The sequence below is a fragment of the Pedobacter sp. SAFR-022 genome (assembly GCF_051965375.1).
In the GTDB taxonomy this organism is placed as follows: domain Bacteria; phylum Bacteroidota; class Bacteroidia; order Sphingobacteriales; family Sphingobacteriaceae; genus Pedobacter.
Genome location: NZ_JBQCME010000001.1, coordinates 814,665 through 836,109 on the forward strand (window position 1 = coordinate 814,665; position 21,445 = coordinate 836,109).

Consider the following 21,445-nt stretch of genomic DNA (forward strand, 5'->3'; position numbering starts at 1 on the left):
AGAACTGCTATTGGAGCAGCTAACAAACCTGCTTATTCCTGATATGCATATAAAGCCTCGATAATTGTATATTGAGGCTTTCTTATTTAACCAAATATCATGAATACCATAAAAGTCACCGTCAAAGACCGCATGGCGATCATTACGCTGAACCGCGGGAAGTCTAACGCCCTAAACCGGGAGATGATCACCGAGCTCAACGACATGATCCTTAACATCGACAAGGACCCAAGCATCGGCGGCGCCATGATCACCGGAACAGGCCATTTCTTCTCCGCCGGGCTCGACTTAATAGAACTTTACAACTACAACGAAGCAGAAACCCGCTCCTTCTGGCAGCTGTTCTTCGAATTCACGCTAAACCTTTGCAGCTTCAAAAAACCACTTGTTGCCGCTATAAACGGCCACAGCCCTGCGGGCGGTTGTGTAATCGCCATTGCCTGCGACGCCCGCGTCATGGCCGAAGGCAAGTATATCATCGGCTTAAACGAAGTGCCAGTCGGCATTATCGTGCCTTTCAGCATCTTCAAGCTGTACGAGTTCTGGCTAGGCAAAGCCGATGCATCCAGAAGTTTACTCGAAGGCAAGCTGTTTAGTCCGGAAGAAGCACTCAAAGTTGGGCTTGTGGACGAACTCGTCAACCACGACAGCATCCTTACCGCTGCCGAAAGGAAAGTGCGCAAATACATGGCTTTCGAAGCCAATACCTGGCAGCAAAGCAAGTTGAACATCCGTCAGGAAGTGATCCAGACCCTTGCCGCAGACCAAACGGAAACCCTCAACAAGATGCTTGAACAGTGGTGGTCGCCAGCAACAAGGAGCATCCTGAAAACAATCATTGATAACCTTCAAAAGAAATAGCCCATGTACAACCAACCTATGCTTAGGGATGATGCCTTAAAAGGAAAAACAATCGTAATTACCGGTGGTGGAACAGGTCTTGGAAAAGCCATGGGCACCTACTTTCTAAAGCTCGGCGCCAACCTGGTCATCACCAGCAGAAAGGATGACGTGATCCAGCAGACGGCCCGGGAAATGGAACAGGCAACCGGCGGCAAGGTACTCGCTGTAGCCTGCGATGTCAGGGAATATACCCAGGTGGAAAACGTGCTTGCGGAGGCGATCAAAGCCTTCGGACAGGTAGACAGCCTGATCAACAATGCCGCAGGGAACTTCATCTCCCCAACCGAAAGGCTGTCGGCAAATGCCTTTTCTTCCATCATCGACATTGTACTGAAAGGTTCCGTGAACTGCACGCTGGCTTTTGGAAAACACTGGATCAAAGAAAAGCAGCCTGCAAGTGTACTGAACATCGTGACTACCTATGCCTTTACCGGCTCGGCCTATGTGGTGCCCTCGGCCTGTGCAAAGGGCGGCGTGCTCGCCATGACCAGATCCCTCGCTGCAGAATGGGGCAAGTACGGCATCCGTACCAATGCCATCGCACCCGGACCTTTTCCGACTAAAGGCGCCTGGGAGCGCCTGCTACCCGGCGATCTTGCAGAAAAGTTCGACTTCAAAAACCGGGTACCCCTAAAACGCGTAGGTGATCATCAGGAATTAGCAAACCTGGCGGCCTTCCTGGTCAGTGACTTCTCGGCATACATCAACGGCGAGGTGATCACCATTGACGGTGGTGAATGGCTGCAGGGTGCAGGTCAGTTTAACGGGCTGGAAGCCATTCCAAACGACATGTGGGACATGCTGGAGCAAATGACAAGAGCAACAAAAGGAAGTTAATACTTCCTTTTGTACAAGAATTTACCAGCGTATCAAGGCACTTGCCCAGGTAAAGCCCGAGCCAAATGCTGCCAGGCAAACCAGATCGCCTTCCTTAACTTTACCGGCTTCCCAAGCCTCACATAAAGCGATCGGCACGGAAGCCGCAGTCGTGTTCCCGTATTTCTGAATATTGTTAAACACCTTATCATCCGCCAGGCCAAGCAGCTGCTGTACATATTGACTGATCCGCAGATTCGCCTGGTGTGGCACTAAAAGATCAATATCTCCTGCCTGCAGGTTATTCGCTGCAAGCGCTTCCTTAATCACCTCCGGAAACTTCGCTACCGCTTTCTTAAACACAGCAGGACCATCCATATAAGGTAATGCAGCCCCAGTTTCCAGCTGTTCGCTGGTCATAAATAAACCGCCAAGCTCCTGATCCGGGTAGCCCGGTTTATCCGGCATCCACTTATTGGCATGTGCCCCAGGATAATACATCGCCAGCAACTCCGCATCGGCACCATCGCTATGCAGATGCGTACTCAAAATGCCCTGGCCTTGCTGCTGTGCAGGCTGCAAAACCACTGCTCCGGCACCATCACCAAAGATCACGGATACATTGCGGCTGCGCGTTTCAAAGTCCATCGCAAAAGAATGCTTCTCACTACCTACCACCAGAATATTCTTGTACATACCTGTTTTGATGTACTGGTCGGCAATGGAAAGCGCATAAAGAAAACCCGAACATTGATTCCGCACATCAAGTGCACCAACTTCCTTCATCTTCATCTCCCGTTGAAGCAATACTCCACAACCCGGGAAATAATAATCCGGAGACAAAGTTGCAAATACGATGAAGTCTACATCCTGTGCCGTAATGCCGGCACGTTCAATGGCAATTTTCGCCGCCGCTACACCCATCGTGGTAGTGGTCTCGGTCAGGCGATCCGCAAAGCGACGCTCCTGAATCCCGGTGCGCTCGCGGATCCATGCATCATCGGTATCCATAAACCTGGATAAATCATCATTCGTATAAACGTTTTCAGGCACATAGTACCCGATTCCGGCGATCCTGGAGCTTTGCATTTTAGCTGATTTATATTGATTTTTATGTTAAAAATACATTAACTGCCACATTAATTCGAATTAACCTTATTTTTGTTCTATGGCTACAGAAACAAAAGAAGAAACATTTACTTTAGAGGAGATCCTGAGCTCAATTAAAACGACCAACCGTTTGATTCTATGGAACGATGATGTAAATACTTTTGACCATGTGATCCATTGCATGATGAAATATCTGGACTATACCGAAAGTCAGGCCGAGAAAATTGCATGGGAAGTTCACAATAAAGGAAAGTGTTCCATTCTGGAAGGCTCCTACACCGAAATGGAGATCTATCGCAAGATTCTTCAGCAGGAAGGTTTAACCGTGACCGTAGATTAAATTTTCTTTTCACTAACAAGAATATTACCTGAATAAGGGGCTTTAAGGCTGTAATAAAATAGTTACCCTTCTGTTATTAAACTTAACCGCCGTTACTTTGTCAACCTTAAAAAAGACAAGATAAAGTAACCGTTTAAATGAAGAAGTTCTTATACCATTTTTTACTATTAACCTTAACCCTTTCAGCGGCTACGCTGGACACCCTGGCCCAGAGTGGCGGCACCGCACAAATCAACGCTAAAGTTGTTGATGCGAGCAACAACGAAGCCGTTCCTTTTGCTACCGCTGTTGTATTAAACAGCCAGACCAAAGCTACTGTACGTGCTGGTCAGACCGATGTTGAAGGTAACCTTTCCATTAAAAACCTCCCTGCAGGCAGCTATACCTTCAAGATTAGTTATGTAGGCTTTCAAACCATGGTACGCGAAGGCATTCAACTGGCCAACAGCCAGGTTTACAGCCTTGGCACCATCAGAATGAAAGCTGCTAAAGGCACCGAACTGAACGAGGTCGTTATCCAGGGTGAAAAAGCAGCCATGCAGCTGGGTATCGATAAAAAAGTATTCTCGGTAGATAAGAGTTTAGTGAGTGAAGGTGGTACGGCAACCGACCTGCTGGCCAACGTTCCTTCCGTTCAAACCGACATGGATGGTAACGTTTCCCTTAGAGGATCATCTGGTGTACGCGTGCTGATCGACGGCAAACCATCTCTTATTGGTGGTGGCGATGTATCTGTGATCCTGCAGTCTATCCCTGCAAGTTCTATCGAAAGCGTGGAGGTGATCACCAACCCAAGCTCCAAGTATGATGCTGAAGGTCAATCCGGTATCATCAACATCGTATTGAAGAAAAACACCAAGTTGGGCTTAAACGGTAATGTGGCACTAAGTGCCGGTAACCGCGAGAACTACAACGCAAACACCAGCTTAAGCTTTCAGAACAATAAAGTAAACCTTTTCGGTAACTACAGCTACCGTTCTGGAAACCGTCTTGGTGGTGGCTTTAACAACATCCAATACCTGAATACTACGCCAGAAGGTACTGCATTTGCAGATCAGAATACCGACTCCAGATCGCACGACCAGGGCCACAACGTAAAAGCAGGTATCGATTACACACTTGCGCCTAAAAGTGTGCTGAGCTTTTCAGGAGGCTTCAACATGCGTGATAATGATCGCAGGGAAACCTTGTTAATCAACCAGTTTAACACTGCAAATTCGCCGGTTAGATTAAGCAACAGGCGCAATGAAAATGAAGGTAAAGGCAATAGCTTTGATCTGAACCTCGACTTTGTACAGAAGTTTAAGAAACCTAAAGAAGAATTAACCTTCAACCTGAACTACTCCGAAGGTAACAACGATAACTTCCAGTTTTATAATACAGACATTTACTTTCAGACCAACCAAAGCTTGTCTAACCTGGTACTGGAACGTAACTTAAGAGATGGCTGGAACCGTAACTATAACATCCAGGCAGATTACGTACGTCCGATTGGTACAGCTGGCCGCATTGAAGCAGGTTACCGCTCGCAGTTCCGTGACTCTAAGAGTATGACCGATGCAAGCACCTTCCTGGATTCGCTGGATGCTTATCAGCAAAACTTCCTGGTTTCAAATGCCTTTGAAAGCGGGGAGCAGATCCACGCTTTATACCTGAACTACCAGAACCAAATTGGAAACTTCGGTTACCAGTTGGGCTTAAGAGGTGAAGATGCTGAATTAAACACCACTTCAGGCAGGTTCCAGGAAACTGGAAGCACCATTTACACCCCTGGAAAAATTGCTTACACCAGACTTTATCCAAGTGTCTTCGTGAGTCAGAAGCTTAAAAACGAACAACAGGTACAGCTAAGCTATACCCGTCGTGTAAACCGTCCGAGAGGCTGGGATACCAACCCATTCCTGGATGTATCTGATCCATTGATGTGGAACCAGGGTAACCCGAACCTTAAGCCGGAAGATGTACATGCCTTTGAATTTGGTTACAGCAAGTATTTCAAGAAAGTATCCTTCATCAGTTCACTTTATTTCCGTCAAACCAATGATCTGATCCAGCGCGTGCGCTCAGAACCTAATGCGCAGGGTGTAACGATATCTACCCCTCAAAACTTGACCCGCAATATTGCGACGGGTTTAGAGTTGATCAGCCGTGTTGACGTTGCAAAACCTTGGAACTTTACCGCTAACGTAAACTTGTACCAGAGCAAAATTGACGGTGCACCAGAGTATGGTATCATCGAGCGCTCAGGCTTTACCTGGAATGCGAACCTGACCAATAACTTCAACCTGCCATACAACATTACCTTGCAGTTAAGAGCGGATTACCGTGCACCAGAAGTAATGGCACAGGGTAAACGTAATGCGATGTATGGTGTGGATGCAGGTGCGAAATACGATTTCAAAGACAAGAAATCATCTTTGAGCTTAAACGTAAGAGACGTTTTCAGCACCAGAAGATGGAGCATGACCACCGAAGCAAACAACTCCATTGTTGATTTTGAAAGATACATGCAAGGCACCATGGCCAACCTGACCTATTCTTACCGTTTTGGTAAAACGACTTTTACCGCTAAAAAGCCTAAAAGAGATCAGGAACAGCGCGGCGGTGATGATGAGCAACAATTCTAAACCTCTTTAGATCCACAAAGCGGATGATCTAAAAAAAGCCTGCAGCACTCCTGCAGGCTTTTTTTATGTGTTAAATTTTGTAAAACCAGCATCCGCAGCCAGAACAGACTGGACACAGCTTTTCCATTGTGACGTACTTGACAGGTGATTGCGACGTACTTGCTACGTACTTTGTACGTATGGAGACGTAGCAAGCACGGGTCAACGGCCTTGCAAACATTGATCAAAATTCAAACAAATCGCTGCCTGGCTTAACTTCTTTACCCTTATTCCTGCGGATTGAATAGAATGTGATGATTTTGTATCTTGCGGCATGGAAGAAACGAACCCATGGACCATCACCGGTCAGCGGCAGGTATATGATAACAACTGGATCGGGTTAACCGAGTTTGATGTAATTAATGGTTCTGGCGGCAAAGGCATCTATGGGAAAGTGCATTTCAAAAACATCGCCATTGGCATCGTTGCACTGGATGAGGCCTACAACACCTGGTTGGTTGGGCAGCACCGCTTTCCATTGGATGCCTACAGCTGGGAAATACCGGAAGGTGGCGGTCCACTGGGGCAGGAACCCCTGGATAGCGCAAAACGTGAACTGCTGGAAGAAACCGGCATGACGGCCACGAACTGGCAGGAGATCCAGCGTATGCACTTATCTAATTCGGTGAGTGACGAACAGGCAATCATTTATGTTGCCACCGGCCTTACCATGGGCGAAGCACAACCCGAAGAAACCGAGCAACTCAGCCTGCGTAAACTGCCCTTTAAAGATGCATTTAACATGGTGATGAAAGGTGAGATCACCGACAGCATGAGCGTCGCCGGGATCATGAAAACCTATATCCTGATCCAGGAAGGAAAAATTTAAATCATTTCAGCCATTAACAATGAATAAAATACTGGGTTATATTCTTTCCCCGATCTTCTACCTCTTTTTCGGCCTGGCCTTACTGATCTTCCACCCCATCCAGTGGATCTGTCACCGCTGGTTCGGCTATGAAGCACACAAGAAATCGGTAGATTACCTGAACTTCTTTCTACAGTACTGCCAGATCTTTCTGGGATCATCTTTAAAGTTTAAAAACGAGCAGGACCTGCCTGTGGGTGTACCCAAGATCTTTATCGCCAATCACCAGAGCATGTATGATATCCCTGCTTTTTTCTGGCACTTGCGGAAACATCACGTGAAATTTATTTCGAAGATCGAGCTGACCAAAGGTATTCCATCCATCTCTTTCAACCTGAAGTATGGTGGTGGTGCAAACATCGACCGTAAAGACACCAAGCAAGCCGCGGTAGAGATCATTAAGCTGGGGCGCCGGTTGAAGGAGCATAACTGGTCGGCGGTGATTTTCCCGGAAGGTACACGTGCCAAAGACGGCAAACTAAAGCCCTTTAAGGTTGGTGGTATTGCCACCCTGCTGAAAGCGGCTCCAAACGCAATGGTGATACCTGTTGCTATTGAAAACTCCTGGAAAATTGTACAGTACGGGCCTTTCCCTTTAAGCGTGGGGGAGCAACTCCGCTGGACGGTTTTAAAGCCTATAGACACCATGGGTAAAACCCCGGAGGAGATTACCCGCGAGGCAGAAGAAGCGATTCACAGCGTCTTAAAACAGCCGCTGCTCGATTAAATATTATTCCCCTCGATGCGGCGGAAGAACTCATCACGATAAGTATCCCCTACAGGGATCATTTTCCCGCAAATGGTGATCCGGCTGCGTTCGATGCTTTCGATCTTATCTAACGATATGATATACGATTTATGCACCCTGATGAATTGCGAGGAAGGTAGTGTTTCTTCCATCTTTTTCATGTTTTGTAGGGTGATCACCCGCTCTGTTTTGGTAAAGATGGAGATGTAGTCTTTTAAACCTTCAATATAAAGGATGTCATCCAGCTCAATCTTCTGGATCTTATGTTCGGTTTTCACGAAGATGAAATCCTGTACCGGCTGTACAACTGTTGGTTTTGGCGTTTCTTTCAGCACAGGTTGTACTGGCGCCGCATAATCTTTCACTTTAACCAGGTTGTGTACCTTTTCTACCGCTTTATAAAAACGATCGAAGGCGATTGGCTTCAGCAGGTAATCGGAAACATTAAGGTCGTAGCTTTCCAGCGCGTACTGCGAGTAAGCGGTGGTTAAAATGAAGTTGGCTTTTCCACCCGCTATTTTAAGGAACTGAATACCGGTAAGTTCAGGCATCTGGATATCAAGGAATACCAGGTCAATACCTCCAGCCTGTACAAGCTGCAAGGCTTCTATAGCATTTTCAGTTCTTTTTACGAGCTCCAGAAAAGGCACTTTAGAGACATAATCTTCAATAATATCTAGCGCCAGTGGCTCATCATCAACGGCAATACACTTCAGTTTTATCATATATCAAGCATTAATTCGCTGGTATAATGGGTAGTCGAATTTACAATATTTAATTTATATCTGCCCGGGTAAAGCAGCTGCAAACGCCGTTCAACGTTGCTAAGCCCTACACCGCCCATTTCGTCTTTGTTGTGGTTGTGCTTCTTATTCGTGATGCTGAAATGGAGGATCTTCTTGTTTGCAATGATGTTGATCTTGATGGGATCGGCGGGATCGTTGGCCACACCATGTTTAAAGGCATTTTCAACAAAGGATATCAGGATCAGCGGTACGATCTTCTGCCCGTCGATTTCGCCGTTTAACGTAAATTCTACAGCAGCGCCATCTTTGAAACGCAGTTTCTGCAGCTCAATGTAGCTCTGCAGGTACTCAATTTCTTTGTTTAGGGACACCCAGCCGTCGTTACTTTCGTAGATCATGTAACGCATGATCTCGGACAGCTTGAGCACGGCATCAGCGGTCTTGTCCGACTTCTGGTAAGCCAGGGAATAGATGTTATTTAAAGAATTGAACAGGAAGTGTGGGTTAAGCTGCGACTTCAGGAACTGCAGCTCCATATCCTTTTTCTCGGTTTCCAGGTGCCGGTTTACACGTTCATTGGCAAACCAGTCTACCGCAAACTTGAGCAGGCAGCTTATGACCACGAAGAAGCCCGACATAAAGATCGCTTTAACGATATAGCTTGGAACGCTTTCGTAAACTTTCTTGTTGGTGGCTTCATTGGTATAGGTCAGGATGATATCGCTGTTCAGGGTGGCAATAGCCGTTTTCACCACGCACATCAGGGCAATCAGAATGGTGATGGAAAGGATATACATCCAGTACTGCTTGCGGATCTTGATGAGCTGCGGAATGAGCAGGGTATAGTTGATGTAAAAAATGGAAACGTTGATGACGCCATAATACCCGAAGGTAACCAGCAGATGGTAGCCCGACAGCGGGGTTTTGGAATACAGGATGGCAAGGGTGCAGAGGGTTGTAATGAACAACCAGAAAAGAACATTGACAATGAATGATCCTTTATTTTCCATTCAGTTTACATTTTATAATTAGATCCAAAGTAAAAAAACTATCAGCGGAAGGAATTTACATTCGACGAACAGCCATTTTTTTTCTACCAACGGGTAAAATCGGTTATTTTCTTCAAAACTATTCAATATTGCCATTGGTCGAGAATTTTTTCGGCTTGGTCTAACAGATTTTCACAGCCTGATTTTTATCTGAAAATTTGATTCAACAAAACGATACAGATATGAAAAGGTTGTCCAACATCTCGCCATTTATACTTTTACTAGTTCCTGTTTTCTTCATGATGATCTTGGCTTTCGCCGCTCCGGTAGCGTCAGAAGATCAAAACAATGAAGTGGCTGTTAAAGCTAGCAGCGTAAAAGTTGTGAACGTTTCAAATGTCTTAAGTAAATAAGATGTCTGAACTGGCCATTGAAACCAAAGGGCTAAACTACCATTTTGGAAATCAAAAGGTGGTTGATGAGCTGTCTTTGCAGGTACCCCGGGGTAGCATTTACGGGTTTTTAGGACCAAACGGTGCGGGTAAAACCACCACGATCAAGATCCTGCTGAACCTGCTGAAGTCGCCTGAAGATACCGTGTTCATCTTTGGTCAGGAATTAAACCATAATCGCATCGCCAGCTTGAAACGTATGGGTTCACTGGTGGAGCAGCCTGCCATTTATGGCCACTTGACCGGCAAAGAAAACCTGTACAACCGCTGCATCCTCCTGGGTGTAAACAGAAGTCGTGCATTAGATATGCTGCAACTGGTGGGTTTGTCGCAAGCGGCAGATAAGAAAGCTTCGGAATACTCCCTGGGTATGAAGCAACGCCTGGGTATCGCGCTGGCACTGTTGGCAGACCCGGAGCTGCTGTTGCTGGATGAGCCGACAAACGGGCTTGATCCGAATGGCATTATTGAAATTAGAAATCTTATGGTGGAACTGACCACCAAACGTCATAAAACCATCCTGGTGTCGAGTCACCTGCTGGCTGAAATTGAAAGGACAGCGACACACCTGGGTATCATCAATAAAGGAAAGCTACTTTACCAGGGCCGGATTGAAGGCCTGCAAGAGCTGAATAAACCACCATTAGAAATCGAGGTAGATCGTCTGGACAAGGCTTCTGCCTTTTTAATTGAACGCGGCATAGCCGTGACCCTGGCCGGCAATTGCCTGCAACTGCCTTTCGTTTCTGCGGCGGAATGTGCCAGAATAAACAGCCTGCTGATACTGAATGGCTTCAACGTTTCTGGTTTGAAACAGCAAAAGAAAGATCTGGAACATCTGTTTCTCGATATTACTAACCCCAATTAACATGCAGGCGCTCCTGATTTCACTACGATCTGAATTTTACAAGTCCAGAAAGACCCTGGCATTTTGGGCAGCCATCCTGCTGCCGGTTCTTATTTGCGGCATGATCACTTCCGGCACTTACCTGAAGTCGGAAAAGATCCTGAGCATGAACTATCCCCCAAACATCCTTTGGATGAACTTCGCTGGTGCTGCATTGGGTATCATGGGCAGCTTGATCCTGCCTTTCTATGTGATCTTTATGGCTTTTTCGGTGAACAACATCGAGCATAAGAACGATACCTGGAAAACGTTGTTCTCGCAACCCCTGAACAAGTTCTCCATTTACAGCGCTAAATACCTGTACGCGGTACTGCTGATCTTCATTTGCCTGGCTTTATTTCTATTGCTGACCTATGGTTCCGGGCATTTACTGCACTTGCTGAATCCTCGGTTCAGATTCGATGAATTCTCCCCTTGGGAGATGCTGTCCCGGGTATATTCCAGGTTGTTCCTGGCATCCCTGGGTATTCTTTCCCTACAGTTCTTCATCAGCTTGGTTTGGGCAGACTTCCTCAAACCAATGGGCTTAGGTTTTATCGGCCTGATTGCGGGTTTGATTTCTGCTTCCAAAGGCTGGGAATATGCGTATACCATCCCCTACTGTCACCCGGTGATGGCCTTGTCCATGAAAAAACCTGGTCCGATCGTGATTTTCACGCAGGAGATCTATTCGAGCCTGATCTATGCGCTGGTATTCTTCCTTATCGGATACTTCATTGTAGCGAAAAAGAGCATTAGGTAAAATTGTCGTGAGAGAATTATTATCCTGGAGATTTAATCTATCTTCCGATATTAATTTAAATGATAATGATTAAAAGATTTACTACGACAATTTTTGCTATTGGTTTCTGTTTTTCTGCCTTAGCGCAGGAAGCTGTAGACATGGCGGCGGTGCAGAAGATCCGTAAGGAAGGGCTGGAAAATTCCAAGGTGATGGATCTGGCTTTTCAGATGACGGATGTTGCCGGGCCAAGACTATCGAACTCTCCAGGTTTGAAACGTGCGCAGGAATGGGCAATGAAGCAGTTCAATGAATGGGGTTTGAAGAACGTTCACTTGGAAGCTTGGGGAACTTTTGGTAAAGGTTGGCAGGTAGATAAATACTATGCGGCAACCACTACGCCGTACTACAGACCGGTGATTGCATCTCCAAAAGCATGGACCCCTGGTACCAATGGCGTAATTAAATCTGAAATCGTGTTGATCAAAGCGGATTCGCTTCCTCAACTGGATCAATATAAAGGTAAACTAGCTGGTAAGATTGTAATGTTCGATAACAGCAGCATCCGAATGCTGGAAAACTCTTATAAAGCTGATGTAGTTCGCTACACAGAAGAAGAGTTGGACAAGATGGCAAAACAAGAGGCTCCAAAGCCTAATGCACAGGCTCCGGCCAGAGCTGCAAACCCTGCGATGGCGGCAATGATGAAAATGCGCGCTGCAAGAGCGGCAATGTCCAAGCGTTTGCAAGAAGAAAATGCAGGTTTGATCCTGACTTACGCTCGTGGTAGCTATGGTACTTTCTTCACCAGCAATGGTGCTTCTTACGCTTTAGATGCGCCTGCAGTATCTCCGGAGTTAGAGGTATCTTCAGAAGATTTCCTTCGTATTTTGAGGCTTTTAAGAGCTGGCCAGAAGGTAGAGATGGAAGCGGAGATCAAAACTACTTTCTTCGATCAGGATCCTCAGGGTTATAACGTGATCGCGGAAATCCCAGGCACGGATAAAAAACTAAAAGATGAAGTGGTAATGTTGGGTGGTCACTATGACTCCTGGCATGCAGGTACCGGCGCAACAGATAATGCTGCTGGTTCTGCGGTTATGATGGAAGCGATGCGTATTTTGAAAAGCATTGGTTTCCAACCGAAACGTACGATCCGTATTGCATTGTGGAGCTCTGAAGAGCAGGGCTTACATGGTTCAAGAGGTTACGTAGCGAAACATTTCGGAGATCCTAAGACCATGAAATTAACGGCAGACCAGAAAAAGGTTTCTGCATACTATAACCTGGACAACGGTACTGGTGCGATCAGAGGTATTTACGCACAAGGTAATGCGGGTGTAGCGCCGATCTTCCAGGAGTGGTTGAAGCCTTTTAACGACATCGAAGCAACAACGGTAACGATTGGCAATACTGGCGGTACAGATCACCTGGCCTTTCAGGCAGTGGGTATTCCGGGATTCCAGTTCATTCAGGATCCTATGGATTACAACACCAGAACGCACCACAGCAACATGGATACCTACGACCGTCTGGTTGCGCAGGATCTGAAGAGATCTGCAACCATCGTAGCGGCTTTCGTTTACCATACTTCTGAGCGTGCAGCAGCAATGCCAAGAGTAGAATTGCCGAAGGCAAATCCGGCTGGTAGATAATTTAATGTTGCTTTATTTTTAAGCAGATTAGTGGTTAATAATTCTGAAGCCTCCCCTATGGGGAGGTTTTTTTATGCGCTGCTTGAAAAATAATTCAAACTTTCCTTGGATAACTAAGTTGTTAGTTATATATTGTACTAAGGATTTAGTTATACAGCCTTTACAAGCGCTATGCTTTTGAGGATCAAGATGTAAGCGAGATAATCTAAGCGACCAAGACACAAACATAAACACGACATAAAATGGAAATTAAAGATTTAACAAAGGCGGAAGAGCAGATCATGCAAATCCTGTGGCAGATTGAGAAGGGGTTCGTTAAGGATGTAATTGACCACATTCCAGAGCCTAAACCGGCTTACAACACGGTTTCTACAATCATCAGGATCTTGGAAACTAAGGGTTTTATCGGCCATGAGGCCTTCGGAAAAGCGCATCAGTATCATCCATTGATCAGCAAGGAAGATTACAAACGCTACGCAACAGAAAAGCTGTTGGGTAACTACTTCGAAAATTCGGTGGAGAGCATGTTCTCCTTCTTCGTAAAAGAGGAAAAGGTCGACCTGAGCGACGTGGATGAAATTTTAAAAATGATTCAAAAACTTAAAAACAAAGCAAAATGACCTGGGCACACTATCTTTTGCAGGCTAACATTTACCTGGTAGTATTTTACGCCTTTTACAAGCTGCTTTTAGAGCAGGAGACATACTTTCAGCTGAACCGCATTTATCTGGTCGCCTCTGGCCTCTTTGCGAGCTGTATTCCGTTTATCAGGCTCGACTGGCTCACGCAGCAACCTGTTGCGCAGCAATTGTCCGTAACTGTTGGTCAACTGGACATGATGGTACTACCGGATGATCAGCAAGGTTCGGGCTTTTTAGCTCCTGGTAATGTGATTGCGATCGTTTATTCCGCAGGATTACTGTTCTTTTTGCTCCGGTTCTGCGTACAGCTTTGGTTTGTGATAAGAAACCTCTACTTCAGGGCCGGGCATCAGGCCGTTCAACAAGGCACAGCGTATTCTTTTTTCAGCCGCAAAGCGGTAGATCAGAGCTTGCCAGGCCAGGAGATCATCAACCATCACGAGGATGTACATCTAAAGCAGTTCCATTCCCTTGATATCCTCTTGTTTGAAGCCATCACTATCTTGAACTGGTTTAATCCAGTGGTGTACCTCTATAAAAAGGCTTTGAAGGATAACCACGAATTCCTGGCAGATGAAGCTGCTGCGAACTATCAAGGCGACAAGGAGACCTACTCTCTGCTGTTGTTAAGTGCTGCCTTTAAAGTTAGTCCCCAGGCGCTTACAAACAGCTTCTTTACTAAACAGTCACTCATTAAAAAAAGGATTTATATGCTACACAAGGAAAAATCAAAGAAAGCTGCTGTATTGAAATATGGCATCTACCTGCCCCTATTTTCAGGCATGTTGCTGTTGTCGTCTGCTAAGCTGCAGGATAACCCTTCAGTTGTTAAAGCTGTTGAGGAGATTCCATTCAATGACCCGCTTAATCTTGCCAGGCAAGCGCTACCAACAGCTGAACCAGCTGCTAAATCACTTGTCACCGGTGAGGCTGCAGCAAACCTGCCTTCAAACCTTAATACGAATGTGAATAGCACAGCCCTTCCTGCTATTCCTATGCAGGACAAACCCTACGATTTTGTATCGGTAGACCAGGTTCCAAAATTTCCGGGTGGTATAGAGGAATTCTACAAGTATCTGGGCGAAAACATCAAATACCCGAAAGAAGCTGCCGACAAGAAAGTTGAGGGCAAGGTATTCATGCAGTTTGTTGTGGAAAAGGATGGCAGTTTGAATCAAATTAAGGTTATTAGCGGTCCTGGATCTGGCACAAATGAAGAAGCTGTTCGTGTGCTGACAGCTTCGCCGAAATGGAATCCTGGAAAGATGAAAGGCAAACCAGTACGGGTAATGTATCACCTACCAGTCTCCTTTGCGCTGAGTAAAAAGAGCAATGGAACTCGCGATACCAACTCGACGACTGAAAAGACGACTACCATCAATGGAAAAGTGAGTAATGTCGTAGTTGTAAAATCTAATGGAGGCAGTGTTGAAACACAGCTGAGCTCCTTGAACCTGAAAAATGGCAAGGAACCAGTTTATATCATTGATGGCGTGGTTGCGAACAGAAATGCCATGCAAAAGGTAAATCCGAATGACATTGAAAGTATTCACGTAAATAAAGGGGAGACCACGGTAAACGGCAAATTGGAATCTTCGGGCACGATCAACATCACCACGAAGAAAGCCGGCAAGTAACTGAGCATCAACGACAAGACACTCCAAAAGAAAACCCCGACCAATACTGGCCGGGGTTCTTTATGTTAACCTTGTCTCGATGACTAAATTTACTAAACTTCCTCTTCAGAAACAAATTTAGCATGGTAAAAGTCTCTGTTCATTCTAGCGATGTTTTCCAGAGAGATTCCTTTAGGGCATTCTGCCTCACAAGCACCAGTGTTGGTACAGTTACCGAAGCCTTCAGCATCCATCTGCGCAACCATGCTTTGTGCTCTTCTATAACGCTCAGGCTGTCCTTGAGGTAATAGGGCAAGCTGAGAGATCTTAGCAGAGGTAAATAGCATTGCAGAAGCATTCTTACAGGTCGCTACACAAGCACCGCAAGCGATACATGCAGCAGCTTCGAAAGCTGCGTCAGACTGTGACTTAGGAATCGGAATCGCATTTGCATCTTGTGCATTTCCGGTATTTACCGAGATGAAACCACCTGCAGCGATAATTCTGTCGAAAGCAGTACGGTCTACCGCTAAATCTTTAATTACCGGGAAGGCCTTTGCTCTCCATGGCTCTACAACGATGGTGTCTCCATCTTTGAAAGAACGCATGTGTAGCTGGCAAGTTGTTACCAGCTCTTTTGGTCCGTGTGGACGGCCATTGATGTACATGGAACATGCACCGCAAATACCCTCACGACAATCGTGGTCAAACACAATCGGCTCATCGCCTTTTGTAATCAGGTCCTCGTTCAGAACATCAAACATTTCTAAGAAAGACATGTCTGGTGATACATCAGCAACCTTATAGTCGACCAAATTGCCTTGGGATTTATTATCTTTTTGACGCCATACTTTCAGCGTTAAATTCATATTTTCTGTACTCATGATATCCGAGTTTTTGTGCTTAGCAATTATTTATAACTTCTTTGAGCAACTTTAATGTTCTCAAATTTCAGTTCTTCTTTATGTAGCTTAAACTGGGTATCTCCAAAATATTCCCATGCTGCTACATATGAATAGTTCTCGTCGTCCCTTAGGGCTTCACCCTCTGGTGTTTGGTACTCTTCTCTGAAGTGACCACCGCAAGACTCGTTCCGGTTTAGTGCATCGATACACATCAACTCACCAAGCTCAATGAAGTCGGCAACACGGCCAGCTTTCTCCAGCTCAGGGTTAAACGACCCAGTTGTTCCAGGGACACGAACGTCTCTCCAGAACTCCTTGCGAAGCTCACGAATCTCTTCAATAGCTTCAGTAAGTCCTTGTGCGTTCCTGGCCATACCACATTTCTCCCACATAATCTTTCCTAACTTCTTATGGAAGTGATCCACGGATTTCGTACCGTTGATCGACAGGAACTTGTCAATGGTAGCTCTAACCTGATTTTCAGCCTCTACGAATGCAGGGTGATCGGTAGGGATAGGCTTGGTTGCAAGCTCTTTAGAAAGATAAGAACCAATAGTGTAAGGAATAACGAAGTATCCATCAGCAAGTCCTTGCATCAAAGCAGAGGCACCTAAACGGTTTGCACCGTGATCGGAGAAGTTCGCCTCACCTAATGCATATAGACCCGGAACAGTGGTCATCAGGTTGTAGTCAACCCACAGACCGCCCATGGTATAGTGCACTGCAGGATAGATACGCATTGGCAACTCATATGGATCTTCTCCGGTGATTTGCTTGTACATATCGAACAGGTTACCATATTTCTCTTTAATCACCTCACGACCTAAGCGCATGCAGGTTGCTTTATCAGGATTATGGATGTTGTGCTTGTTTGCCTCGATACGGCCGTAACGCTCCGTGTTGGCAGTGAAGTCAAGGTATACCGCTAATTTGGATTTACCTACACCATACCCTGCATCACAACGCTCTTTAGCGGCTCTTGATGCCACGTCACGTGGTACAAGGTTACCGAAAGCAGGGTAACGACGCTCCAGGTAATAATCTCTTTCATCTTCAGGGATCTCACTTGGCTTACGGTTATCGTCTTTTTTCTTAGGCACCCAGATACGACCATCGTTACGTAACGACTCAGACATCAGGGTTAATTTAGACTGGTGTTCACCAGATACCGGAATACAGGTCGGGTGAATTTGTGTATAACAAGGGTTACCAAAGAATGCACCTTTTTTGTGTGCTTTCCAGGCTGCAGTAACGTTACTGCCCATTGCGTTTGTAGAAAGGTAGAATACGTTTCCATAACCACCACTTGCAATTAATACGGCATGGCCGAAGTGTCTTTCCAACTCACCGGTGATCAGGTTACGTGCGATGATACCGCGCGCTTTACCGTCGATGATTACCACATCAAGCATTTCGTGGCGGGTGTACATTTCAACTTTACCCATACCAACCTGACGCTCCAATGCACTGTATGCACCTAAAAGCAACTGCTGACCAGTTTGTCCGGCGGCATAGAATGTGCGCTGAACCTGTGTACCACCAAAAGAACGGTTGTCCAAAAGGCCACCATACTCCCTTGCTAAAGGCACACCCTGTGCAACGCACTGGTCAATAATGTTTGTACTCACTTCAGCCAAACGGTGTACGTTGGCTTCACGAGCGCGGTAGTCACCACCTTTTATGGTATCATAAAACAAGCGGTACGTACTATCGCCGTCATTCTGATAGTTTTTTGCAGCATTAATCCCCCCTTGTGCAGCGATAGAGTGCGCACGACGCGGAGAATCCTGGAAACAAAAACATTTAACTTTATAACCCATTTCAGCCAGGGTAGCCGCAGCGGATGCACCGGCCAATCCAGAACCAACAACGATGATCTCGATGCCTCTTTTATTTGATGGATTTACCAAAGGCATAGAGGAACGAAGTTTCGTCCATTTCTCGGTTAAATCACCTTCTGGTATATTAGCATTCAATTCTGCCATTTTATTAAGCTTAAACGTTCTAAAATTATTTAATTAAACCTGTATAAATTGCCACAGGCATTAATGCGAAAAGCACAGAGATAATGATGGAATACCAAAATCCAAATGCTCTGATGATAGGCGAATACTTCTTGTGGTTCCAGCCTAAAGTTTGGAATGCAGACGCAAATCCATGTAATAAGTGGTATGCAAGAGATACCATCGCAAGTACATAAAGAATAACAATTCCAAGGTTCTGGAACTTGTCAACCATTACCGCATAAAGGTCTTCTCTACCTAAAGCATCCTCAGAAGGGATACCAGTGAAACGGGATACTACCCAGAAATCAGATAAGTGAACAATCAGGAAGATCAGGATTAAGGTTCCCAATAAACCCATTGAACGGGAATACCATTTACTGTTCGCTGATCCATTGTAAGCAGCATATTTTACCGGACGTGCAGCTTTATTTTCATACACCAACTTCAAGCCCTGGTAAATGTGTGCCAGTAAACCAACAAATAGAACGATCTCACCTGCTCTGATAATCCAGTTGTGCGCCATGAAGTCTGCACCTTGGTTAAATGTCTGTCCGCCATCGTTCAAAAAGATCAATGAATTCAGGAAAACATGCACAATTAGAAATAAGATTAGAAACAGGCCGGTAATACCCATTATTAGTTTTTTTCCAATAGAAGAGGAAAAAGCGTTTCCGAAACTAGCCATTTGATATTGTTTTTGTTTTTTGTTAGGCAAAAGTATTTAATAAAAGAATTAATCCGGTCCTAACACCTATAAAACTACCCATAAACTTCAATTTAGAAACATTCTAAGTTTAGTGTAAAAAAAAATGGGAGACAGTTTTCACCGCCTCCCATCATCGAATTAAAAAACCAATTAAAATTTGAACGTATAGTTACCGTTAGGACCTACAGCGACAACTGTAGTCATCCCGGTTTTTGAAGTCGGCAAGGCCGCTTTCACATCAGCGCTGCTGTTCACAGGCTTTCCATTTACCGACGTAATGATAATACCTTCTGGCAGATCCAAGGAGTCGAACAACTTGCCTGGGGCTACTGAGCTTACTACCACACCGTTCTTCACGCCATATTTAGCTTTCAGTGCCGTTGAAGCTGGCGCAAACGAAGCACCCAGTTGCTCAATTGAAGTTCCGGTAGCTTTACCTGCAGCAGCAGTTTTTGGCTGGTCAAGGCTTTCATCGCCTTTAAGCGTTACCGTCACATCCCTGGATTTACCATCTCGCATGATCGTTAACTCCACTTTATCACCAGGACTCATACGGCCAATTCTCTCTTGTAAGTCTGGCGAATCAAAGATTTCAATACCTTGAACCTTTTTGATGATGTCACCTGCTTTGATACCTGCAGCGGCACCACCGCCGTTAGGAACCACGTCGCTAACATAAAGGCCGCTGATTTCTTTCACACCAAGTTCTTTGGCATAATCTGCATCAAGTTCGCGGAAAGAAACGCCAATGTAACCACGTTTAACTTTACCATACTTCTTGAAGTCTTCCAGGATCTTTTTAGCCAGGTTAATCGGAATCGCAAAACCATAACCTTCATTACGGCCAGATTGCGAAGCAATTGCCGCGTTGATACCGATCAGTTCACCATTTGCGTTCACCAAAGCACCGCCACTATTTCCTGGGTTGATGGCCGCATCAGTCTGAATGTATGACTCTATACTTCTGCTTCCAGGACGTTCAGGCAACTTTCCAGTTCTTCTGTATTCTTCATATTCTTCTCTGGTTGGTTGTTGTGCCTGATCCAGAATACCTATTTTACGAGCTTTTGCACTAACAATACCTGCAGTAACCGTGGTTTGAAGATCCAGCGGGAAGCCTACAGCCAATACCCATTCACCCACCTGCACTTCATCAGAGTTACCCATTTTAACTACCGGTAAATTGGCTCCATCTACTTTAATTAAAGCTAAATCGGTATTCGGGTCACGACCCACAACAGTGGCTTCTACCTTTCTTCGGTCGGAAAGGATCACTTCTATTTTAGATGAGTTTTCCACCACGTGGTTGTTGGTCACGATATAACCATCCGGCGTTAGGATCACGCCTGAACCGGATGCCGCTCTAGGTGCGCTGCGCATTCCGCCGCCACCGCCAAAAAACTCCTCCATCATATCAAAAGGAGACTCCACTCTTCTTCCCGAGCTCGTAAATGTGGTCCGGATATGAACTACTGCCGGCGAAACCGCTGAAGCGGCTTGGATAAAATCTACAGATCCTGCTGACGATATCTTTATGGGGTTATTTGCAAACAGCACATTCTGCCTTTCAGCCAACGTCATTCCATCCGTATTGCGCTCTAAAAGTTTATAGGCGCCAATTGCTGAAGCACCACCAACAAGCGCAGCGATCAGTATTATTCCTATTTTTTTCATATATGTGTTTTAGTTAATTTTTATTATTTATCCTGACAGTTCAAATTTAATACCATATAAACGATATTTGTGCCATCCTAACCTGTTTGGTTTTGTTAAAAAATGTTAAAGGAAAATCCGGAAATGAACAATATACCCTTTTTTAAATACCAGGGCGCTGGTAACGACTTCATTTTGATTGATAACAGAGGACTGGATTTCTCCTATTTAACTGAAAAACAGGTAAACATACTATGTAACAGGCGTTTCGGCATTGGTGCCGACGGCCTGATGCTGCTCCAGAACCATCCAGATTACGACTTCGAAATGCATTACTACAATGCAGACGGCCGTCTGGGAAGTATGTGTGGAAACGGGGGGCGCTGCATTGTCGCGTTTGCGAAAGCGCTTGGCATCATTGACCAGGAAACGAACTTTCTGGCAGTTGACGGTGCACATTATGCCAAAATTTCAGCGACAGGTAACTGGGTAGAGCTACAAATGATTGACGTTCAAGAGATCCAGCTTGATGAGAAAGCCTTTGTGCTTAATACAGGATCCCCGCATTACGTACTGGAAGTTAGCAACCTGGAACAACTTGATGTTTTCGCTGAAGGAAAAAAGATCCGCAACAATGACACCTATAAAGAAAAGGGCATCAATGTAAACTTCATTGAAGATAAGGGTGATCACTATTTCATCCGGACTTTTGAGCGTGGCGTTGAAGATGAAACCTATGCCTGTGGCACTGGCGTAACTGCTGTAGCACTTGCTAAAGCGCATGAAGCGAAAGCAACAGGTCACTTTTCCAAAGCTATAAAGGTTCTAGGCGGCGATATGCGTGTGGAATATGACTACGATGGCAAATCGTTCAGCAACATCTTTCTGTGTGGCCCTGCTGAGCAGGTGTTCAGCGGCCAGATTCAGATCTGAACTTAATCACTGGTGAGTGTATATCCTGATGCTGACGCTGCAATTCAACACTGTTAGACCTTGC

Annotated in this window: 20 protein-coding genes; 13 read left to right on the forward strand and 7 right to left on the reverse strand. The window is 45.4% G+C overall.

Annotated features, from left to right (window positions below):
- Positions 1–99 precede the first annotated feature (99 nt).
- Positions 100–861, forward strand: coding sequence for an enoyl-CoA hydratase/isomerase family protein (locus tag ACTHQF_RS03480; protein WP_440428462.1), 762 nt, complete (start codon positions 100–102; stop codon positions 859–861).
- A 3-nt stretch (positions 862–864) separates the two neighbouring features.
- Positions 865–1,740, forward strand: coding sequence for an SDR family oxidoreductase (locus ACTHQF_RS03485; protein ID WP_440428463.1), 876 nt, complete (start codon positions 865–867; stop codon positions 1,738–1,740).
- Between the two features lie 21 nt (positions 1,741–1,761).
- Here ACTHQF_RS03485 and ACTHQF_RS03490 read toward each other — a convergent pair whose 3' ends face one another.
- A complete protein-coding gene (locus ACTHQF_RS03490; RefSeq protein ID WP_440428464.1) occupies positions 1,762–2,808 on the reverse strand; it encodes a 3-oxoacyl-ACP synthase III family protein in 1,047 nt (348 codons plus the stop codon).
- A gap of 79 nt (positions 2,809–2,887) precedes the next feature.
- Between ACTHQF_RS03490 and ACTHQF_RS03495 the strand changes: the two genes are divergently transcribed.
- The 4 genes from ACTHQF_RS03495 (at position 2,888) to ACTHQF_RS03510 (ending at position 7,430) form a co-directional block, all read left to right on the forward strand.
- On the forward strand, positions 2,888–3,169 hold the full coding sequence (locus tag ACTHQF_RS03495) for an ATP-dependent Clp protease adaptor ClpS (protein WP_440428465.1): 282 nt from the start codon (positions 2,888–2,890) through the stop codon (positions 3,167–3,169).
- A gap of 137 nt (positions 3,170–3,306) precedes the next feature.
- Complete coding sequence (locus ACTHQF_RS03500; RefSeq protein WP_440428466.1) at positions 3,307–5,796, forward strand: TonB-dependent receptor domain-containing protein; 2,490 nt, start codon at positions 3,307–3,309, stop codon at positions 5,794–5,796.
- 313 nt (positions 5,797–6,109) lie between these two features.
- Positions 6,110–6,664: an NUDIX domain-containing protein gene (locus ACTHQF_RS03505; RefSeq protein ID WP_440428467.1), complete on the forward strand. Its 555-nt coding sequence runs from the start codon at positions 6,110–6,112 to the stop codon at positions 6,662–6,664.
- Positions 6,665–6,683: 19 nt separating this feature from the next.
- Positions 6,684–7,430 (forward strand): lysophospholipid acyltransferase family protein, encoded by a 747-nt coding sequence (locus ACTHQF_RS03510; RefSeq protein ID WP_440428468.1) that lies wholly within the window; start codon positions 6,684–6,686, stop codon positions 7,428–7,430.
- Here the strand turns inward: ACTHQF_RS03510 and ACTHQF_RS03515 are convergent.
- Together ACTHQF_RS03515 and ACTHQF_RS03520 are read right to left on the reverse strand one after the other, a co-directional pair.
- Positions 7,427–8,176, reverse strand: a complete 750-nt coding sequence (locus ACTHQF_RS03515) for a LytR/AlgR family response regulator transcription factor (protein ID WP_440428469.1) — start codon at positions 8,174–8,176, stop codon at positions 7,427–7,429. The genes ACTHQF_RS03510 and ACTHQF_RS03515 overlap by 4 nt on opposite strands.
- Positions 8,173–9,207, reverse strand: coding sequence for a sensor histidine kinase (locus ACTHQF_RS03520; protein ID WP_440428470.1), 1,035 nt, complete (start codon positions 9,205–9,207; stop codon positions 8,173–8,175). Before ACTHQF_RS03520 ends, ACTHQF_RS03515 begins: the two co-directional genes overlap by 4 nt.
- Before the next feature lie 221 nt (positions 9,208–9,428).
- Between ACTHQF_RS03520 and ACTHQF_RS03525 the strand changes: the two genes are divergently transcribed.
- The 6 genes from ACTHQF_RS03525 (at position 9,429) to ACTHQF_RS03550 (ending at position 15,199) form a co-directional block, all read left to right on the forward strand.
- Positions 9,429–9,599 carry a hypothetical protein gene (locus ACTHQF_RS03525; protein WP_440428471.1) on the forward strand — a complete coding sequence of 57 codons (171 nt, stop codon included), beginning with the start codon at positions 9,429–9,431 and terminating at the stop codon, positions 9,597–9,599.
- A gap of 1 nt (position 9,600) precedes the next feature.
- Positions 9,601–10,506, forward strand: coding sequence for an ABC transporter ATP-binding protein (locus ACTHQF_RS03530; RefSeq protein WP_440428472.1), 906 nt, complete (start codon positions 9,601–9,603; stop codon positions 10,504–10,506).
- 1 nt (position 10,507) lies between these two features.
- A complete protein-coding gene (locus ACTHQF_RS03535) occupies positions 10,508–11,287 on the forward strand; it encodes an ABC transporter permease (protein WP_440428473.1) in 780 nt (259 codons plus the stop codon).
- A gap of 65 nt (positions 11,288–11,352) precedes the next feature.
- Complete coding sequence (locus tag ACTHQF_RS03540; RefSeq protein WP_440428474.1) at positions 11,353–12,921, forward strand: M28 family metallopeptidase; 1,569 nt, start codon at positions 11,353–11,355, stop codon at positions 12,919–12,921.
- Positions 12,922–13,163: 242 nt separating this feature from the next.
- On the forward strand, positions 13,164–13,541 hold the full coding sequence (locus ACTHQF_RS03545; protein WP_440428475.1) for a BlaI/MecI/CopY family transcriptional regulator: 378 nt from the start codon (positions 13,164–13,166) through the stop codon (positions 13,539–13,541).
- A complete protein-coding gene (locus ACTHQF_RS03550) occupies positions 13,538–15,199 on the forward strand; it encodes an energy transducer TonB (protein ID WP_440428476.1) in 1,662 nt (553 codons plus the stop codon). Before ACTHQF_RS03545 ends, ACTHQF_RS03550 begins: the two co-directional genes overlap by 4 nt.
- A gap of 92 nt (positions 15,200–15,291) precedes the next feature.
- On the opposite strand, the gene ACTHQF_RS03555 is transcribed toward ACTHQF_RS03550, so the two are convergent.
- From ACTHQF_RS03555 to ACTHQF_RS03570, 4 genes are all read right to left on the reverse strand, one after another.
- Positions 15,292–16,062 carry a succinate dehydrogenase/fumarate reductase iron-sulfur subunit gene (locus ACTHQF_RS03555; protein ID WP_440428477.1) on the reverse strand — a complete coding sequence of 257 codons (771 nt, stop codon included), beginning with the start codon at positions 16,060–16,062 and terminating at the stop codon, positions 15,292–15,294.
- A 26-nt stretch (positions 16,063–16,088) separates the two neighbouring features.
- Complete coding sequence (locus tag ACTHQF_RS03560) at positions 16,089–18,068, reverse strand: fumarate reductase/succinate dehydrogenase flavoprotein subunit (RefSeq protein ID WP_440428478.1); 1,980 nt, start codon at positions 18,066–18,068, stop codon at positions 16,089–16,091.
- A 25-nt stretch (positions 18,069–18,093) separates the two neighbouring features.
- The gene (locus ACTHQF_RS03565; RefSeq protein WP_440428479.1) at positions 18,094–18,774 is read right to left on the reverse strand and encodes a succinate dehydrogenase cytochrome b subunit; all 681 of its coding nucleotides are present in this window, start codon (positions 18,772–18,774) and stop codon (positions 18,094–18,096) included.
- Between the two features lie 171 nt (positions 18,775–18,945).
- Entirely contained in the window at positions 18,946–20,469 is a 1,524-nt protein-coding gene (locus ACTHQF_RS03570; RefSeq protein ID WP_440428480.1) for a Do family serine endopeptidase, read from the reverse strand.
- Between the two features lie 102 nt (positions 20,470–20,571).
- Between ACTHQF_RS03570 and dapF the strand changes: the two genes are divergently transcribed.
- Entirely contained in the window at positions 20,572–21,381 is an 810-nt protein-coding gene (dapF, locus tag ACTHQF_RS03575; protein ID WP_440428481.1) for a diaminopimelate epimerase, read from the forward strand.
- Positions 21,382–21,445 lie beyond the last annotated feature (64 nt).

Excerpts from the sequence above, each read along its gene's own strand:
- ACTHQF_RS03505 (WP_440428467.1), top strand. The coding sequence starts at position 6,110 with ATGGAAGAAACGAACCCATGGACCATCACCGGTCAGCGGCAGGTATAT.
- ACTHQF_RS03510 (WP_440428468.1), top strand. The coding sequence starts at position 6,684 with ATGAATAAAATACTGGGTTATATTCTTTCCCCGATCTTCTACCTCTTT.
- ACTHQF_RS03495 (WP_440428465.1), top strand. The coding sequence starts at position 2,888 with ATGGCTACAGAAACAAAAGAAGAAACATTTACTTTAGAGGAGATCCTG.
- ACTHQF_RS03515 (WP_440428469.1), bottom strand. The coding sequence starts at position 8,176 with ATGATAAAACTGAAGTGTATTGCCGTTGATGATGAGCCACTGGCGCTA.
- ACTHQF_RS03535 (WP_440428473.1), top strand. The coding sequence starts at position 10,508 with ATGCAGGCGCTCCTGATTTCACTACGATCTGAATTTTACAAGTCCAGA.
- ACTHQF_RS03480 (WP_440428462.1), top strand. The coding sequence starts at position 100 with ATGAATACCATAAAAGTCACCGTCAAAGACCGCATGGCGATCATTACG.
- ACTHQF_RS03530 (WP_440428472.1), top strand. The coding sequence starts at position 9,601 with ATGTCTGAACTGGCCATTGAAACCAAAGGGCTAAACTACCATTTTGGA.
- ACTHQF_RS03560 (WP_440428478.1), bottom strand. The coding sequence starts at position 18,068 with ATGGCAGAATTGAATGCTAATATACCAGAAGGTGATTTAACCGAGAAA.
- ACTHQF_RS03570 (WP_440428480.1), bottom strand. The coding sequence starts at position 20,469 with ATGAAAAAAATAGGAATAATACTGATCGCTGCGCTTGTTGGTGGTGCT.
- ACTHQF_RS03550 (WP_440428476.1), top strand. The coding sequence starts at position 13,538 with ATGACCTGGGCACACTATCTTTTGCAGGCTAACATTTACCTGGTAGTA.
- ACTHQF_RS03540 (WP_440428474.1), top strand. The coding sequence starts at position 11,353 with ATGATTAAAAGATTTACTACGACAATTTTTGCTATTGGTTTCTGTTTT.
- ACTHQF_RS03485 (WP_440428463.1), top strand. The coding sequence starts at position 865 with ATGTACAACCAACCTATGCTTAGGGATGATGCCTTAAAAGGAAAAACA.
- ACTHQF_RS03565 (WP_440428479.1), bottom strand. The coding sequence starts at position 18,774 with ATGGCTAGTTTCGGAAACGCTTTTTCCTCTTCTATTGGAAAAAAACTA.
- ACTHQF_RS03525 (WP_440428471.1), top strand. The coding sequence starts at position 9,429 with ATGAAAAGGTTGTCCAACATCTCGCCATTTATACTTTTACTAGTTCCT.
- dapF (WP_440428481.1), top strand. The coding sequence starts at position 20,572 with ATGTTAAAGGAAAATCCGGAAATGAACAATATACCCTTTTTTAAATAC.
- ACTHQF_RS03500 (WP_440428466.1), top strand. The coding sequence starts at position 3,307 with ATGAAGAAGTTCTTATACCATTTTTTACTATTAACCTTAACCCTTTCA.
- ACTHQF_RS03555 (WP_440428477.1), bottom strand. The coding sequence starts at position 16,062 with ATGAGTACAGAAAATATGAATTTAACGCTGAAAGTATGGCGTCAAAAA.
- ACTHQF_RS03520 (WP_440428470.1), bottom strand. The coding sequence starts at position 9,207 with ATGGAAAATAAAGGATCATTCATTGTCAATGTTCTTTTCTGGTTGTTC.
- ACTHQF_RS03490 (WP_440428464.1), bottom strand. The coding sequence starts at position 2,808 with ATGCAAAGCTCCAGGATCGCCGGAATCGGGTACTATGTGCCTGAAAAC.
- ACTHQF_RS03545 (WP_440428475.1), top strand. The coding sequence starts at position 13,164 with ATGGAAATTAAAGATTTAACAAAGGCGGAAGAGCAGATCATGCAAATC.